We start from the raw sequence: 15,973 nt of genomic DNA, 5'->3' as shown, positions 1-15,973 counted from the left end.
TCATGGCTAAGTTTTTTATTGATCGTCCCATCTTTGCATGGGTGCTCGCCATTATGGTGATGCTGGCGGGGGCGTTGGCAATTATCAAGTTGCCTATCGCCCAATATCCGACCATTGCGCCACCGTCCATTGAGATAACGGCGAACTACCCGGGCGCGGATGCTTCTACACTGCAAGACTCCGTGACGCAGGTTATCGAACAGAACATGAATGGTATCGATAACCTGCTCTACATGGCATCCAGCAGTGATTCATCGGGTACGGTTCAGATTACGCTGACGTTTGACTCGAAAGCGGATCCGGACATTGCTCAAGTTCAGGTACAGAACAAACTGCAACTGGCGATGCCACTGTTGCCGCAGGAAGTACAGCAACAGGGTGTGAGCGTACAGAAATCAAGCAGCAGCTTCCTGATGGTGGCAGGCTTTATTTCTGAAGAAGGTTCACTGACCCAGCAAGATATCGCTGACTATGTGTCTGCAAATATCAAAGACCCGCTTAGCCGTACCAACGGTGTCGGTGACGTGCAGTTGTTTGGTGCCCAGTATGCGATGCGCATTTGGATGGACCCGAACAAGCTCAACAGCTTCCAGATGACCACGGGCGATGTGGTGGCTGCCATTAAAGTGCAGAACAACCAGATTGCCTCTGGACAATTGGGGGGTACACCGCCGCTGCCGGGGCAGAAGCTTAACGCGTCTATCATTGCCCAAACGCGACTGAAATCTGCCGATGAGTTCGCTAACATTCTGCTGCGCGTCAACGCCGACGGTTCGCAGGTGCGCCTGCGTGATGTCGCCCGCGTCGAGTTAGGCGGTGAAGATTACAGTGTTATTGCCCGCTACAATGGCCAACCGGCAGCCGGTCTCGGTATCAAACTGGCAACCGGTGCTAACGCGCTGGATACCGCCTCAGCAATAAAAGCCGAGTTGAGTAAGTTACAGCAATTCTTCCCAGCTGGGTTGAAAGTGGTTTATCCCTACGACACCACGCCGTTCGTTAAGATCTCGATTAACGAAGTGGTTAAAACGCTGGCGGAAGCCATCGTGCTGGTGTTCCTGGTAATGTACCTGTTCTTGCAAAACTTCCGCGCCACGCTGATCCCGACGATCGCGGTGCCGGTGGTACTGTTAGGTACGTTCGCCATCCTGTCTGCGTTCGGTTACTCGATTAACACCTTGACCATGTTCGCCATGGTGTTGGCTATCGGCCTGTTGGTGGATGACGCCATCGTGGTGGTGGAGAACGTCGAGCGTGTCATGATGGAAGAAGGGCTACCGCCCAAGGAAGCCACCAAGAAATCGATGTCGCAGATTCAGGGCGCGCTGGTCGGTATTGCGCTGGTGTTGTCTGCGGTATTTATTCCAATGGCATTCACGGGCGGTTCTACCGGTGCCATTTACCGTCAGTTCTCCATCACTATTGTATCTGCGATGGTGCTGTCGGTACTGGTGGCATTGATTCTGACGCCGGCCCTTTGTGCCACGCTGCTTAAACCGATCGCGAAGGGCGACCATCACGAGAAAACGGGTTTCTTCGGTTGGTTCAACAAGCTGTTCGAAAAGAGCACCACCCATTACACCGATAGCGTTGCCAATATTTTGCGCAGTACCGGCCGTTATCTGGTGGTCTACCTGCTGATTGTGGTGGGTCTCGCAGTGCTTTTCACGCGTCTGCCAAGTTCCTTCCTACCGGAAGAAGACCAGGGCGTACTGTTGACCATGGTACAACTGCCCGCCGGGGCAACGCAGGAGAGCACCGAGCGCGTGCTGGAACGGGTGACCAAGCACTATCTGGAGAATGAGAAAGACAACGTTAACTCAGTGTTTACTGTTAACGGTTTCGGCTTCTCCGGTCGTGGGCAGAACGCCGGTCTGGTCTTCGCCAGCCTGAAAGATTGGGGTGAACGCCCGGGTGCTGCAAACAAGGTTGGTGCCATTGCTGGCCGTGCTAACGGCGCATTCTCACAAATCAAGGAAGCGATCGTTATCGCCTTTAACGTTCCCGCCATCATTGAGCTGGGTACCGCAACCGGTTTTGACTTCCAGTTGCTGGATCAGGCTAACCTGGGGCACGAGAAGCTAACCGCGGCACGTAACCAACTGCTGGGAATGGCTGCACAGCGTCCTGATACCGTGGTCGGCGTGCGTCCAAACGGCATGGAAGATACCCCACAGTTCCGTATCGATATCGATCAGGAAAAAGCGCAGGCGCTGGGTGTGTCCCTGTCGGATATCAACGCCACGCTGGCAACCGCGCTGGGCGGCAGCTACGTCAATGACTTTATTGACCGTGGCCGTGTGAAGAAAGTGTATGTGCAAGCTGATGCGCCGTTCCGCATGCTGCCAAGCGATATTGAGCGCTGGTATGTTCGGGGCAGCAACAACCAGATGGTGCCGTTCTCTTCCTTCTCACAAAGCCACTGGACGCACGGCTCACCGCGTCTGGAACGCTATAACGGACAACCGTCGATGCAGATTCAGGGTGAAGCAACGCCGGGTAAGAGTACCGGTGAAGCGATGGCCTTGATGGAAGAGTTCGCCAAACAGTTGCCGGAAGGTATTGGCTACGACTGGACCGGGATGTCTTATCAGGAACGTCTGTCGGGCAACCAGGCACCGGCCCTGTATGCCATTTCACTGATTGTGGTGTTCCTGTGTCTGGCTGCGCTGTACGAGAGTTGGTCTATCCCCTTCTCTGTCATGCTGGTAGTGCCGCTCGGGATCATTGGTGCGCTGCTGGCTGCCACCATGCGCGGGCTGGAGAACGACGTCTACTTCAAGGTCGGGCTACTGACCACCATTGGTCTATCGGCTAAGAACGCGATTCTTATCGTTGAATTCGCCAAAGACCTCATGGAGAAAGAAGGCAAAGGCTTGGTGGAGGCTACGCTTGATGCAGTACGTATGCGTCTGCGCCCCATCCTGATGACCTCATTGGCCTTTATCCTCGGCGTCGTGCCGTTGGTCATCAGTTCCGGTGCCGGTTCCGGCGCGCAGAACGCCGTAGGTACTGGCGTAATGGGCGGGATGATTACCGCAACAGTGCTGGCGATATTCTTTGTTCCAGTCTTCTTTGTGGTGGTGCGCCGCCGCTTTAGCAAGAAAAATGAAGATATTGAACACAACCATATCGTTGAAAAACCGTAACTGAGTTATTCCCCAAAGGCCGCGCAAGCGGCCTTTTTTTTGCCTACCTGTTTTGACCCTCGCCCTGCCCTCACTGCGCCCCTTAGACACAAGAGGGTTGATCTTGTGCCCGAACAAGCGCACAATGAGTTATGTTATAACATAACAATGAGGTTTTTAATGAAAGCGAATATCCACCCGCACTACCGTACCGTGGCCTTTCACGATACCAGTGCTGATGCGTATTTTATGGTTGGCTCAACCATCCAGACAGACCGCACCATAGAACGGGACGGCGTAACCTATCCCTATGTCACGATTGATGTATCGTCAGCATCGCATCCCTATTACACCGGGAAACAAAAAGAGTATGCCAAAGAAGGAAGTACGGCACGCTTTAACAAGCGTTTTGGCCATTTCATAAAATAGCGAAATATGTAATTTCCAGCGGGAGAAAGTATGCAGGTTCTCAGTTCATTACGTTCGGCAAAGAAACGCCATAAAGATTGTAAGGTTGTTCGTCGACACGGGCGAGTTTATGTTATTTGTAAGACAAATCCACGTTTTAAGGCCGTGCAAGGCAGAAAGAAAAAACGTTGATAATGAGAGCAGCACACCGTTCAAGCCCTAGACCTTTCCAGGGCTTTTTATTACATATCAACACCTTAATAAAAGCCCATCCCCCATCACTCACACAATTAATTTCCTTTCTGCGCATGATGATATAGCCCCCCCAGGTAGCCTTTATAAGGTAATTCTCGCTCTCATTTGTAAGAGAATTTAATAAAGTAATATTATGAAACACTGTGTCACCTATTATATATATATCGTCGATACCACGGGCCTATCTGATTAAATAGGGTCAAAAACCTTACTTATTTTTTGCGATAATCTGTGATTCTTTTGCTATAGTTAGCGTAAGGGTGATACGGCATGTTGTGTAATCCGTACTCTCGATCAGGATAAATGTGAGCTTATTTCATCACTTAACCCAAGGAGTCACCAACTGTTGTCAGGGTTTTCTATTACGTTCCATCAGCGTTGCAGCTTTCAAAGGCAAGCTGGGGTAATGTGGAATAACAGCATGACGGAGTGAACGATATGGATGAGTACTCACCGAAACATTATGATATTGCCCAACTCCGATTCTTGTGTGAAAATCTCTATGACGAAAGCATCGCCACATTGGGGGATAGCAGTCACGGCTGGGTCAATGACCCAACATCTGCGATCAATCTCCAATTAAATGAATTGATTGAGCATATAGCTACATTTATTCTGACATTTAAAATAAAATACCCCGATGAAGACGAGCTTTCAAAACGGGTCGAGCAGTATTTAGATGACACCTATGCTTTGTTCAGTAACTATGGAATTAATGGTGCTGAGCTGCAACGCTGGCAACGATCTAAAGCCACGTTATTAGGAATGTTCTCACAGGAGAACGCCTGTTCATCTGCTAAATCTTAAGCAATAGATGCTTTTATATTAATTAACCACCAGGTGCTGGTATTGTTTTGATAAAGGTCGCCATGAAAAAAATTGATTATTTGATGCGCTTACGCAAGTGTACAACGATTGACACGCTTGAACGCGTTATCGAGAAGAACAAGTATGAGTTGTCCAGCGACGAGCTGGAAATGTTTTATTCCGCTGCCGATCATCGTTTAGCCGAGCTAACGATGAACAAGCTTTACGACAAGGTCCCTACCGCCGTTTGGAAATACGTACGTTAAATCATTGTGCTTATATACCCAAAATAATTCGAGTTGCAGGAAGGCAACAGGGGTTACAGCATACTCAAGTAAGTGATTCGGGTAAGTGTATGCAGCCAGCGCAGAGGCAAATTGAAGTATCGCAGGTATATATCTAAATGATTTAGGATGAATATCTAACGCCAGCCTCATCGCTGGCGTTTTACTCTCTCTACGCCCTTTGCTTACGTAAATATCACAATTGTAAATCACAGACCTTGATCTCAATATAGATTTCTTTTATTGCCTTTTTTTGGTGCAATTCTATTTTACTCGCGTGAACGCCCTCTTCTTATCCCTACGCACTTTAATACCAATTAGAGCACATTATCAGCGACGGGATATCGTCGATAAACGTATCCAATACGTAGAACAGAAAGAAAAGAATGAGGGTAAAAAGCGCGGAAAATAAAGGACAAGTGCTAAAAAGGGTGGAGGCCCTGCCAGCTACATCCCGGCACACACGTCTCCTGCTGCGGCTGCTTCCTTCCGGACCTGACCGAGTCCACAGGGTAATGTTGCGGGAGAACCGACAGGGCCTCCATTGATTCGTTGGCTCTGCGTGGTACAGAGCGTGGGCATTATCGGGTATGCGCCCCTCAATTGCAAGTTGACCGCAGCCAACCGTTGTTTTCTTATTCGATTTCCGTTTCTCACCCGCCGAAACGCCCATTTGCAAGCCTGCGCTGCTGTGCCACTATATCGGATGATCGTAATATTTACTGGAGCAGCGATGGAGCAGGATAACTTTCGCCAGCGCGTTTTTCATATCGTAGCCGCCATCCCCTGGGGCAAGGTGACCACCTACGGGGAGGTGGCCCGACTGGCGGGTTCCGCACGCGCTGCCCGCCAGGTTGGTGGCGTATTAAAAAAGCTGCCCGAAGGCAGCTCGCTTCCCTGGTATCGGGTAATAAATCGTCATGGTGAAATTTCGCTGACTGGCCCGGATTACATTCGTCAACGCGAAGCGCTCAGGGCCGAAGGGATAACCTTTACACGTCAGGGCAAAATCGATCTCGCACGCTATGGCTGGCAGGGCGAAACGCCTTGAGAGCCACGAGGTGTTACCCCTGAGTGCTGAGCGGTGCTTGTGCACTGGGTGTCAACATACCTCCCTGCGAATGGGTTGGCAGTGCCACTGACTCCACGGGAATCAACAGCAAATCCGCGCGCGTCACACCGTTGGTGATCACCGCAGGGATGTCCTGCGTCGCCATCACCACGCGATTATCAATGGTCACCGCTGCGCTGAGCAAAATACGCGCATTCGGCTGAATGTCGGCAGGGTTATACGGCAAGGAGAAGATAAACGGCGCCTGTTTCCCATCCGTCCATGCTACCTTTTGCGCCACCACGCGCGACGGCGCATCCGATACGCTGGCATCAGAAACCGTAACCGTTAAGGCAGCATTGGGCGGCAGCGCGATGCGCTGATGCAGATTAATGGTACCGCTGACAGCAGGCATGGCAAGCTGGGTTTGTGCAGCGGTCGGCGAATCGGTGACGGTTGTCGCGGCTAGCGCCGCGCCAGTCAACACGACAGATAACGTGATACCACCTAAGATATGCCATAATTTCATTGGCGAGTCTCCTTTCGTTATTGTCTGTAACGACGTCAGGCATTAGCTGCAATGCATAACACAAACGTTTTGCGCTGCATGCTTACACTGACGCGATAATGAAAGTATGACCTACATTAGCCATTTGGCAGCGTTCAACATTCTGAATTTATCATTTTTCGAAAATACCGATGCTGAAGCTTACTGCCCGCCCTTATAGGCTTGATGACTTACCGTTATACATTAACGACACTTATTTCCACCAAGGGAGAGTATCCATGAGCCATGCACTACAGCATCTTCTCGAATTGCTGAAGTTGGAAAAGATCGAGGAAGGACTCTTCCGGGGACAAAGCGAAGATTTAGGGCTACGCCAGGTGTTCGGCGGGCAGGTGGTCGGTCAGGCACTGTATGCGGCCAAACAGACTGTCGAAGCGGGCCGAGGGTTGCACTCCTTTCACAGCTACTTTTTATTGCCGGGAGACAGCCGAAAACCCATTGTCTACGATGTGCAGAACCTGCGTGATGGCAACAGTTTTAGCGCACGGCGTGTCAGCGCCATCCAAAACGGTAAGCCTATCTTTTTTATGACCGCCTCTTTTCAGCGCCAAGAGAACGGCTTTGAACATCAAAACACCATGCCGGAAGTCCCTGCGCCTGAATCCTTGCCTTCAGAACAAGAGATTGCGCAGAGCATGGTACATTTACTGCCTGAACAGTTCCGTGACAAATTTCTGCAACAGCGCGCCATCGAAATGCGGCCGGTAAAATTTCATAACCCACTCAAAGGTCACGTGGATGAACCCGTGCGTCACGTATGGTGCAGAGCCAATGGCACCATGCCCGATGACGAACGCATTCATAAATACCTGCTGGGTTATACATCGGACTGCAATTTTCTGCTCACTGCGTTGCAACCGCACGGCGTTGGATTCCTTGAGCCGGGTATGCAAGTCGCCACCATCGACCACTCGATGTGGTTCCACCGTCCTTTCCGCCTTGATGACTGGCTGCTCTACACGGTGGAAAGCACATCAGCATCAGGTGCTCGCGGTTTTGTTCGCGGGCAATTCTACACGCGCGAAGGGGTGCTTGTCGCTTCAACAGTACAAGAGGGCGTGATGCGCCAGCATAGTGCGCCCTGAAAAACGGTGTAGAACTCCTCGCTATCAGCGATTAAGCAAAAAAAACGCGGACCGAAGTCCGCGTTTTTCCTATTTTAGACCATTTACTGGTTGTAAGCGTTTTCGCCGTGGCTGTTAACATCCAGGCCTTCACGCTCTTGTTCTTCAGGAATACGCAGGCCAACGGCCAGGTCTGCCACTTTGAACGCGATGAACGCAGCAACACCGGACCAAATGAACGCGATGATCACGCTAAACAGCTGCACCCAAACCTGATGCGCCATGGTGACGCCTTCTGCGTAGCCAACACCGCCCAGAGAAGCCGAAGTGAAGACCCCAGTCAGGATACACCCTACGATACCGCATACGCCGTGAACGCCGAACACATCACACGGGTCATCAACGCGCAGCCATCTTTTCAGTACCGTCACACCCCACAGGCCTGCAAAACCGCCTATCAGGCCAATAATCAACGCACCACCCACACCCACAGTGCCCGCCGCTGGCGTAATAGCAACCAAGCCCGCGATACAACCGGAACAGGCACCTAACAAAGAAGGTTTGCCGCGCGCCATCCACTCACCGATAACCCACGCCAGAATCGCACCAGCAGTAGCCACTACGGTATTCAGGAAAGCCAAACCGGCGATTTCGTTAGCGGCAGCAGCAGAACCGGCGTTAAAGCCAAACCAGCCGACATAAAGGATAGCGGTACCGGTAAACACCATCGGCAGGTTGTGCGGTTTGAAGGCTTCTTTACCGAAACCGGCACGTTTGCCCAGCAGATAAGCACCGGTCAACCCCGCAACCGCGGCATTGATGTGCACCACAGTACCGCCTGCGAAGTCCAGCGCGCCATCAGCCGCCAGGAAGCCGCCGCCCCAGACCATGTGCGTCAACGGCAGATAAGAGAATGTCAGCCAGATAGCAGCAAAAATCAGTACCGCAGAGAAACGGATACGTTCAGCAATCGCACCAACCACCAGCGCGACAGTAATGCACGCGAAGGAAGCCTGGAACGCGACGTGAATCAGTTGGTAAATCGTGCCAGATTGCGATTTCAGCTCGATGCCTTTAAGCATGAACATATCCAGTCCGCCAAAGAAGGCATTACCGGTCGCAAAGGCCATGCTGTAACCGTAGATAACCCACAGCACGCACACCATGGCAAACGTTACGGTAACCTGGGTCAACATGGAGAGCACGTTCTTGGAGCGAATCAGGCCGCCGTAGAACAGCGCAATGCCGGGCAGCGTCATGAACAGTACCAGCGCGGTACAAATCATCATAAAAGCGTTATCCGCTTTATCGATTGCCGGTGTATCAGCGGCCATTGCCAGCGACGGAAGTAGCGCTGCGGCGGCAAGGCCTAATAATGAAGAGACACGTATTTTCATTTTCATCCATCCCAATTTTTCGTCAGCCAGGCATTACAGTGCGGCGTCGTCAGTTTCGCCCGTACGAATACGGATAACGCGTTGCAGTTCAGCAACAAAAATCTTACCGTCGCCAATTTTACCGGTGTAAGCCGCTTTACTAATCACATCAACGACTTCATCAACCTGATCGTCAGCGATGGCAATATCAATTTTCACTTTCGGCAAAAAGTTGACGCTATATTCAGCACCGCGATACAGCTCGGCATGGCCTTTCTGGCGTCCAAATCCCTTCACCTCAGTGACGGTGAGCCCCTGGATGCCGACAGAAGATAAGGCTTCACGCACATCTTCCAGCTTGAATGGTTTTATCACCACAGTAACCAGTTTCATTATCTTCCCCTTACCAATTAAGTTCAGACTTACGCCCGCCACCATTTCGAATAACCTTCACGACAGGGATAAAGCAAAGGCTGTGCCATAAATGAAAGGAACCGATAATTGCACAGGGAAATAACGTGGAACCTGCCTGGAGAAGTAAAAGGAAAGGATAAAGATGTGATGTTGCGCACACGCAGTGCATCAATTTGGTGCGTCGCGCGTAATTGCGGTGCACGAGACGGAAAAATGAAAATCATCTGCCTGTTGATGGTGCGCGGATAAAAACCAGCGCAACAGGCAGTACACCTTTTATCCAATGACGGAAACGGGTTCATCCTCGCTGGCAGCCAACTCCTGCCCCGCCAGTTGCAGTTGATACATCTGGTAGTAACGCCCGCGACGTTGCAGTAATTGCTCGTGCGTCCCCTGCTCTACCGTTTCACCATGATGTAGCACCAGTATATTGTCAGCCTCGACCACGGTGGAAAGACGGTGCGCAATCACCACCAGCGTGGTGTGACGACGGATAAGACGCAATGCACGCTGAACCGCCTGCTCAGTGCCAGAATCAATATTGGCCGTCGCCTCGTCAAGAATCAGTATTTTGGGTGGTTTCACCAACACACGGGCCAGAGAAAGAAGCTGCTTTTGTCCCACAGAAAGCGTATTGCCTTGCTCGCCAATGGCGCTGTGTATGCCTTCAGGCAGTGCCGTTGCCAACGCGGTGAGCTGAACAATCTCCAAGACGCGCCACACTTCATCTTCAGGAATTTCGCGCCCCAGCGTAACGTTGGCATAAAGTGAATCCGCCAATACCATAGGGTCTTGTTGCACCATTGCGACATTTTGTCGTAATACCTGATGGGATAACGACGTCAGCGGACGCTCATCCAGCCGAATTTCCCCTTCATCCGGTTGATAATATCCCATCAACAAACTCGCTAACGTACTCTTGCCACTGCCGGTATGCCCAACCAGCGCCACAAAGCCGCGCGCTGGCACCTGCACGCTGATATGGTTCAGGACGCGCTGATTATCCCGGTAGGCAAAAGACACGTTCTCCATCTCGATGCTGCCCGCCGCTAATGGGCGCGAATCATCGCCATAGGACTGCTGCACCGCATCCATCAGTTCAAAGATACGCTCACCGGCGACTACTGCCTGTTGTAACATAGACTGCTGGGTGGTCAACGCAATCAACGGCTCGTTGAGACGACCCAGATAGCTGATAAAGGCGTAAAGCACACCAACACCGACCGTTCCCACCGAGCTAAAACCAAACTGAATCAACAGCCCACACAGCACCATGGCAGAAAATAGGCTCAATAGCGGGCGCAGTAGTACGCCATCGAGTCGCAGCGTTTTCATTCTTGCCTGAAAATGCGCGCGGCTTGAAGCACCCAGCTTGTCACCAAAACGCGCCTGTTGGCGGAATTGCTGGATCACGGACATGCCCGAGATCGCCTCATTAAAACCATCGTTAATATCTGCCAGATAGCGGCGCAGCCGCCGCACAATCGGCGTACTGAAATGCTGATAGATCGCCATCACAATAGCCACTGCGGGGAAGATCATCACGGCAATCAGCGCCATGCGCCAATCGAGCGTGAACATCGCTACCAGCATGGCTCCGATTAGCGCCATACTGCGCAGTACGGTGGACACCACGGTGACATACAGATCGCGCACCACCTCGGTGTCATTGGTAACGCGGGAAATCAGTTGCCCCACGGGTTGCGTATCAAAGGTACTTAACGGTTGACGCAACGCAGCATCCATCACATCAATACGCAACTGTTGTACTACGCCTACCGCAACGCGGTTGAACAGTAGCGATTGCACGTAATGCAACAGTGCAGCGGACAATTGCAGCAAAATATAAACCGCTGCCAAGCCCCCCGCCAGTGCCAGAGGAATATTGCCTTTTGCCACCAGATGATCGATGAAATAGCTTACCAGTGCCGGCCCAGCCACTTCGGCAACTGCTGCCACCCAGAGCATCACCACGCCCAAGATCAGGGATTTCCGCCAAGGAGAACCATACGCCAATAGCCGTTTTAACGTCGGCCATAACTGCTTTGCGTTAGCCAATTGTCATCTCTCTCTTGACCGGCTCTTCATCCAGCGCCGCCTCTAACTGCTGATAGCGAAACATGTCGCGATACCATCCGACTTGCGACGCCAATGTGCCATGGCTGCCACGTTGCGCCACGCTACCCTGCTGTAAAACCAGAATTTCGTCGGCTTCAGTGAGGGCCGAAAGACGGTGCGCGCTGATAATCAACGTGCGTTTCTCACCCCAACGTTTCAGGTTTTGCAAAATACGGTGCTCGGTGCGCCCATCAACCGCCGACAGCGCATCATCAAGGACCAAGATCTCCGCGTCCAACAGCAGCGCGCGTGCAATGGCAATACGCTGTTTTTGTCCACCGGAGAGCATTACGCCGCGCTCACCCACTTGGGTTTCATAGCCTTGCGGTAAGCGCGTAATATCATCATGGACGCTGGCCAGACGTGCGGCGTGCTGAATCTGCGCCAGCGTGGCGCTGGGGTTCCCGAGCGCAATATTGTTCGCCACGGTGTCGGAGAACAAAAAGGGCGTTTGCCCGACCACCGCGAAACGTTGACGCAGACTATCCAGATTCAGCGTTGCGAGCGGAAGGCCATGAAAGCGAATCTCGCCGTCATCGAGATCGTAATGGCGCAGGATCAAAGCTAAAAGCGTACTTTTACCGGAACCGGTAGGGCCGCACAGTCCCAGCATGTTGCCCGGCGCGAGCGAGAACGCCACCCGATCCAGCACCGGGCGCGATTGCTGCGGATAAGCAAAGGCGCAAATATCGACATCCAAATTACCGCGGCCCGGTGGCAGTGGTGCATCGCCGTCTGCCACCACCGGTGCTTCATTCAACAGTTGTCGAATCCGCCCGTAAGCCGCACTGCCGCGCTCCACGATGTTGAACATCCACGCCAGCGCCAGCATCGGCCAAATCATCAGGCCCAGATACATCACGAAGCTGGTCAGTTGCCCTAACGTCAACGTCCCCTGAACAATCATCCAACTGCCACCCCCGACGGCAAGCAGGTGTGAGAAACCGACGGCGATATAAATCGTCGGGTCGAAACGCGCATCGACCCGGGCCACGTGCATGTTTTTTTGCCCCGCATCCTCAGCCACTGCCGCGAACCGGCTTGACTGGTAATCCTCCAACCCAAAGGCCTTGATCATACGAATGCTGGTCAGGCTTTCTTGCGCCTGATCGTTCAGTGAAGAGAATGCCGCCTGTGCGCCCTTAAAGCGCTGATGCAACTGTGTACCATAGTGTTTGATCACCAACGCCATAATGGGCATCGGCAACAGCGCCAACAGAGTCAGTTGCCAACTGATTTGGGTACTCATCACCACCAACACCGCGCATCCCATTACCATGGAATCCACCAGCGTCAACACCCCTTCCCCAGCGGCAAACACCACGCGATCGACATCGTTGGTGGCACGAGCAATCAGGTCGCCAGTACGATGACGCAGATAAAAAGCAGGATGCTGGAGGCTCAACTGGCGATAAAAACTGTCCCGCAGCTCCACGGCCAACTGGTATGAAGCGCCAAACAAAAAGATGCGCCATACATAACGCAACAGATAAACCATAACCGCGATCAGCAGCATCACGCCGATCCATTTCATTACCGCCGCTGCGGGCATCGCATCGCGCGTAACGCCATCCACAATCACACCAACCAGCTTAGGTGGCAGCAGTTGCAGGATGGCGATAATGATAAGAAGAACCACGGCCCCGAGGTATCGCCGCCATTCTCGACGAAAATACCAGGCCAATTGAGCAAAAAGTCGCACGCTGTTGTTATTCCATTTTCCAGAAAGGGCTGCAAAACATCACAGGGCCATTATACAGAAAGCTTATGCGCGTCATCATTTATACCCGAAATAATTCGGGTTGCAGCAAGGCGGCAAGCACTGCCCCAAGGCAGAATCTCACAGAGGAGATTCATCACGGAGCGATCGGGAGTGCGGTGGTGTACTTTATCCGCTCCATGGCAAAGCTGGAGGTCACATCAATCAGACCAGGAATGCCGCTAACCAGACGTTTGTAAAAATTATCATAGCTTTTCATGTCGGCGACCTGGACCTGCATCAGGTAATCGTACTCTCCCGCCATGCGATAAAATGACAACACTTCGGGCATATCCGATACCACCTGGGAAAATTTTTCATACCAGGCACTGTTATGCTGCTGCGTTTTTAATAGCACAAAAGCCGTCAACCCCAACCCCAGACGTTCGTTATCCAGCAGCGCAACGCGAGCACGGATATAGCCCTCTTCTTCCAGACGTTTTAGACGTTTCCAGCAGGGGGTCGATGTCAAATGCACCGCATCGGCCAGCGTTTGCAACGACAAGGTGCAGTCGTGTTGCAATAGGTTTAGCAGCGCACGATCGATTTTATCCAGCATAGCGGCATTCCAGAATCATTTTCCCCCTATTTCACGCGCAACAGAATGAAAAGGCAACCAACGTGCGGAAAAACCCGCCGTTTTCCTTTTATCATCCCACGCCAGAGCCATAAGACAAATCAATTTCCATAAAAATCGAAAACAGAAGAAAAAAAACCCATATAAATGAGAATTTAAAGAAAATAATTACCCAGAAGCCCTTAATTGAAGTTAAAAAAACAATCTTTTTTTCCACAAAACCAGATACGCTATCCCTATAAATGCAAAACGGGTAAAGAGAGCAAGATCATGACAACGGCATGGGTGAAACAGGCCATTAGCGCTATTGATGCGGATTTTCAGCGTTCTGCCGATACCCATCTGATTCGCCTGACATTACCGCACTATCCAGGGATTTACTTCTATCTCAAGGATGAAAGCACGCACCCAAGCGGCAGCCTGAAGCATCGCCTGGCGCGTTCGCTGTTTCTGTATGGCTTGTGCAACGGCTGGATTAAGGAAGGCACACCCATTATTGAAGCGTCTTCCGGCAGCACCGCCATCTCGGAAGCCTACTTTGCTCGCCTGCTGGGCCTGCCTTTTATTGCCGTTATGCCCAGTTGTACTGCCAAGCGTAAAGTGGAACAGATTGCCTTCTACGGTGGACACTGCCACTTCGTTGAGCAATCCAGCCAGATCTATGCGGCATCGGAGCAACTGGCGCGTGAACTGAACGGCCACTATATGGATCAGTTTACCTACGCTGAGCGCGCTACCGATTGGCGTGGCAATAACAATATTGCTGACAGTATTTTCCGCCAGATGGCGCGTGAACCCTACCCGGTTCCCGATTACATCGTGATGAGTGCAGGCACCGGCGGCACTTCCGCCACTTTAGGGCGCTATATCCGCTATCAGGGTATCGACTCACAGTTGATGGTGGTCGATCCACAGAACTCGGTGTTTTTTGATTACTACCATCAGCGTGACCGCGGCCTGACGGGGCACTGCGGCAGTAAAATTGAGGGGATCGGTCGCCCACGCGCAGAGCCCTCGTTTATTCCTGACGTGATCGACAGCATGATGCAGGTACCGGATGCCGCCAGCATTGCCACACTGTATTGGCTGGAGAGTATTTTGGGACGCAAGGTCGGCGCATCCACCGGTACTAACGTCTGGGGCATGTTACAACTGGCTAATCAGATGCGCGCGCAGGGTAAACAAGGGGCGATCGTCACCCTGCTGTGTGACAGCGGGGAGCGTTATCTGGATACCTATTACAATACCGACTGGGTAGCGCAAAACATCGGCGATATCAGCCCGTATCTGGCGCAACTCAACGCGGGGCAATCACAGAATCAACGAGAGCTGATTTTGGCCTGATACCGCGTTAACGCTGAAAACGGCACGGTTTTGCTATAGCATGTACCTTTTACGTCACACGGGGCGCATCGCCCTTGAGCATCAAAGGTAGAGCAATGACAAAACGCGCGGTTGTCGTTTTTAGCGGCGGGCAGGATTCCACCACCTGTTTGATTCAGGCACTCAGCCTGTATGATGAAGTGCACTGTGTCACTTTCGACTACGGTCAGCGCCACCGGGCAGAAATCGATATTGCGCGCGCGCTTGCAAATAAATTGGGGGCCAAAGCACACAAAGTGCTGGATGTCGGTTTACTCAATGAATTGGCTGTCAGTAGCCTGACGCGCGACAATATTGCCGTACCCGATTACGACCCCTCTGCGTCCGGTATTCCCAGTACGTTCGTGCCCGGACGCAATATTCTGTTTCTTACGCTGGCGGCCATTTATGCCTATCAGGTCGGCGCGCAAGCGGTGATCACTGGCGTCTGTGAAACCGACTTTTCGGGCTATCCTGACTGCCGTGATGAGTTTGTCAAAGCCTTAAATCACGCTATCGTGCTCGGCATCGCCCGTGACATTGCGTTTATTACGCCGCTCATGTGGCTCAACAAGGCCGAAACCTGGGCATTGGCTGACCATTACCACCATCTGGATACGGTGCGCAACCAGACGCTGACCTGCTACAACGGGATTCAGGGCGACGGTTGCGGCCAGTGTGCGGCGTGTCATTTGCGTGCAAATGGCTTAACGCAGTATCAGCAAGATCGGGTCGGCGTGATGGCGTCAATGAAACGTAAAACCGGTTTGCAATAAGGTCAGCGAATAGCGGGGTAAGCTGG

Annotated in this window: 15 protein-coding genes and 1 other RNA gene; 9 read left to right on the top strand and 7 right to left on the bottom strand. The window is 52.1% G+C overall.

What is annotated here, in order from left to right:
• Positions 1-2: 2 nt before the first annotated feature.
• From J5224_RS05180 to J5224_RS05160, 5 genes are all read left to right on the top strand, one after another.
• The gene (locus J5224_RS05180) at positions 3-3,149 is read left to right on the top strand and encodes an efflux RND transporter permease subunit (protein ID WP_264624331.1); all 3,147 of its coding nucleotides are present in this window, start codon (positions 3-5) and stop codon (positions 3,147-3,149) included.
• 159 nt (positions 3,150-3,308) lie between these two features.
• The gene (locus tag J5224_RS05175) at positions 3,309-3,557 is read left to right on the top strand and encodes a type B 50S ribosomal protein L31 (protein WP_264624330.1); all 249 of its coding nucleotides are present in this window, start codon (positions 3,309-3,311) and stop codon (positions 3,555-3,557) included.
• A gap of 30 nt (positions 3,558-3,587) precedes the next feature.
• Positions 3,588-3,728, top strand: coding sequence for a type B 50S ribosomal protein L36 (gene ykgO, locus J5224_RS05170; protein ID WP_264624329.1), 141 nt, complete (start codon positions 3,588-3,590; stop codon positions 3,726-3,728).
• Between the two features lie 501 nt (positions 3,729-4,229).
• A complete protein-coding gene (tomB, locus tag J5224_RS05165; protein WP_264624328.1) occupies positions 4,230-4,598 on the top strand; it encodes an Hha toxicity modulator TomB in 369 nt (122 codons plus the stop codon).
• A gap of 62 nt (positions 4,599-4,660) precedes the next feature.
• Entirely contained in the window at positions 4,661-4,864 is a 204-nt protein-coding gene (locus tag J5224_RS05160; RefSeq protein ID WP_195315224.1) for an HHA domain-containing protein, read from the top strand.
• A gap of 456 nt (positions 4,865-5,320) precedes the next feature.
• Here J5224_RS05160 and ffs read toward each other — a convergent pair.
• Positions 5,321-5,417, bottom strand: an RNA gene (ffs, locus tag J5224_RS05155) — signal recognition particle sRNA small type.
• Positions 5,418-5,615: 198 nt separating this feature from the next.
• On the opposite strand from ffs, the gene J5224_RS05150 reads away from it, so the two are divergent.
• Positions 5,616-5,933 carry an MGMT family protein gene (locus tag J5224_RS05150; protein WP_264624327.1) on the top strand — a complete coding sequence of 106 codons (318 nt, stop codon included), beginning with the start codon at positions 5,616-5,618 and terminating at the stop codon, positions 5,931-5,933.
• A 13-nt stretch (positions 5,934-5,946) separates the two neighbouring features.
• Here the strand turns inward: J5224_RS05150 and J5224_RS05145 are convergent, their stop codons facing one another.
• Positions 5,947-6,462, bottom strand: a complete 516-nt coding sequence (locus tag J5224_RS05145) for a YbaY family lipoprotein (RefSeq protein ID WP_264624326.1) — start codon at positions 6,460-6,462, stop codon at positions 5,947-5,949.
• 257 nt (positions 6,463-6,719) lie between these two features.
• On the opposite strand from J5224_RS05145, the gene tesB reads away from it, so the two are divergent.
• On the top strand, positions 6,720-7,586 hold the full coding sequence (gene tesB, locus J5224_RS05140) for an acyl-CoA thioesterase II (protein ID WP_264624325.1): 867 nt from the start codon (positions 6,720-6,722) through the stop codon (positions 7,584-7,586).
• Between the two features lie 83 nt (positions 7,587-7,669).
• Here tesB and amtB read toward each other — a convergent pair whose 3' ends face one another.
• From amtB to J5224_RS05115, 5 genes are all read right to left on the bottom strand, one after another.
• Positions 7,670-8,962, bottom strand: coding sequence for an ammonium transporter AmtB (gene amtB, locus J5224_RS05135; protein WP_264624324.1), 1,293 nt, complete (start codon positions 8,960-8,962; stop codon positions 7,670-7,672).
• A 33-nt stretch (positions 8,963-8,995) separates the two neighbouring features.
• Positions 8,996-9,334 carry a P-II family nitrogen regulator gene (gene glnK, locus J5224_RS05130; RefSeq protein WP_195315229.1) on the bottom strand — a complete coding sequence of 113 codons (339 nt, stop codon included), beginning with the start codon at positions 9,332-9,334 and terminating at the stop codon, positions 8,996-8,998.
• Positions 9,335-9,631: 297 nt separating this feature from the next.
• A complete protein-coding gene (locus J5224_RS05125; RefSeq protein WP_264624323.1) occupies positions 9,632-11,413 on the bottom strand; it encodes a SmdB family multidrug efflux ABC transporter permease/ATP-binding protein in 1,782 nt (593 codons plus the stop codon).
• Positions 11,406-13,175 carry a SmdA family multidrug ABC transporter permease/ATP-binding protein gene (locus J5224_RS05120; protein ID WP_264624322.1) on the bottom strand — a complete coding sequence of 590 codons (1,770 nt, stop codon included), beginning with the start codon at positions 13,173-13,175 and terminating at the stop codon, positions 11,406-11,408. Before J5224_RS05120 ends, J5224_RS05125 begins: the two co-directional genes overlap by 8 nt.
• Positions 13,176-13,329: 154 nt before the next feature.
• A complete protein-coding gene (locus tag J5224_RS05115; protein ID WP_264624321.1) occupies positions 13,330-13,791 on the bottom strand; it encodes an Lrp/AsnC family transcriptional regulator in 462 nt (153 codons plus the stop codon).
• A 288-nt stretch (positions 13,792-14,079) separates the two neighbouring features.
• Here J5224_RS05115 and J5224_RS05110 point away from each other — a divergent pair, with 288 nt between their 5' ends.
• Positions 14,080-15,153, top strand: coding sequence for a PLP-dependent cysteine synthase family protein (locus J5224_RS05110; protein WP_319802418.1), 1,074 nt, complete (start codon positions 14,080-14,082; stop codon positions 15,151-15,153).
• 95 nt (positions 15,154-15,248) lie between these two features.
• Positions 15,249-15,947, top strand: coding sequence for a 7-cyano-7-deazaguanine synthase QueC (gene queC / locus J5224_RS05105; protein WP_264624320.1), 699 nt, complete (start codon positions 15,249-15,251; stop codon positions 15,945-15,947).
• Positions 15,948-15,973: the final 26 nt, after the last annotated feature.

It is taken from the genome of Candidatus Symbiopectobacterium sp. NZEC135 (assembly GCF_025962695.1).
The sequence above is the reverse complement of the archived record's forward strand: the minus strand, read 5'-3'. Positions and strand labels throughout refer to the sequence as shown.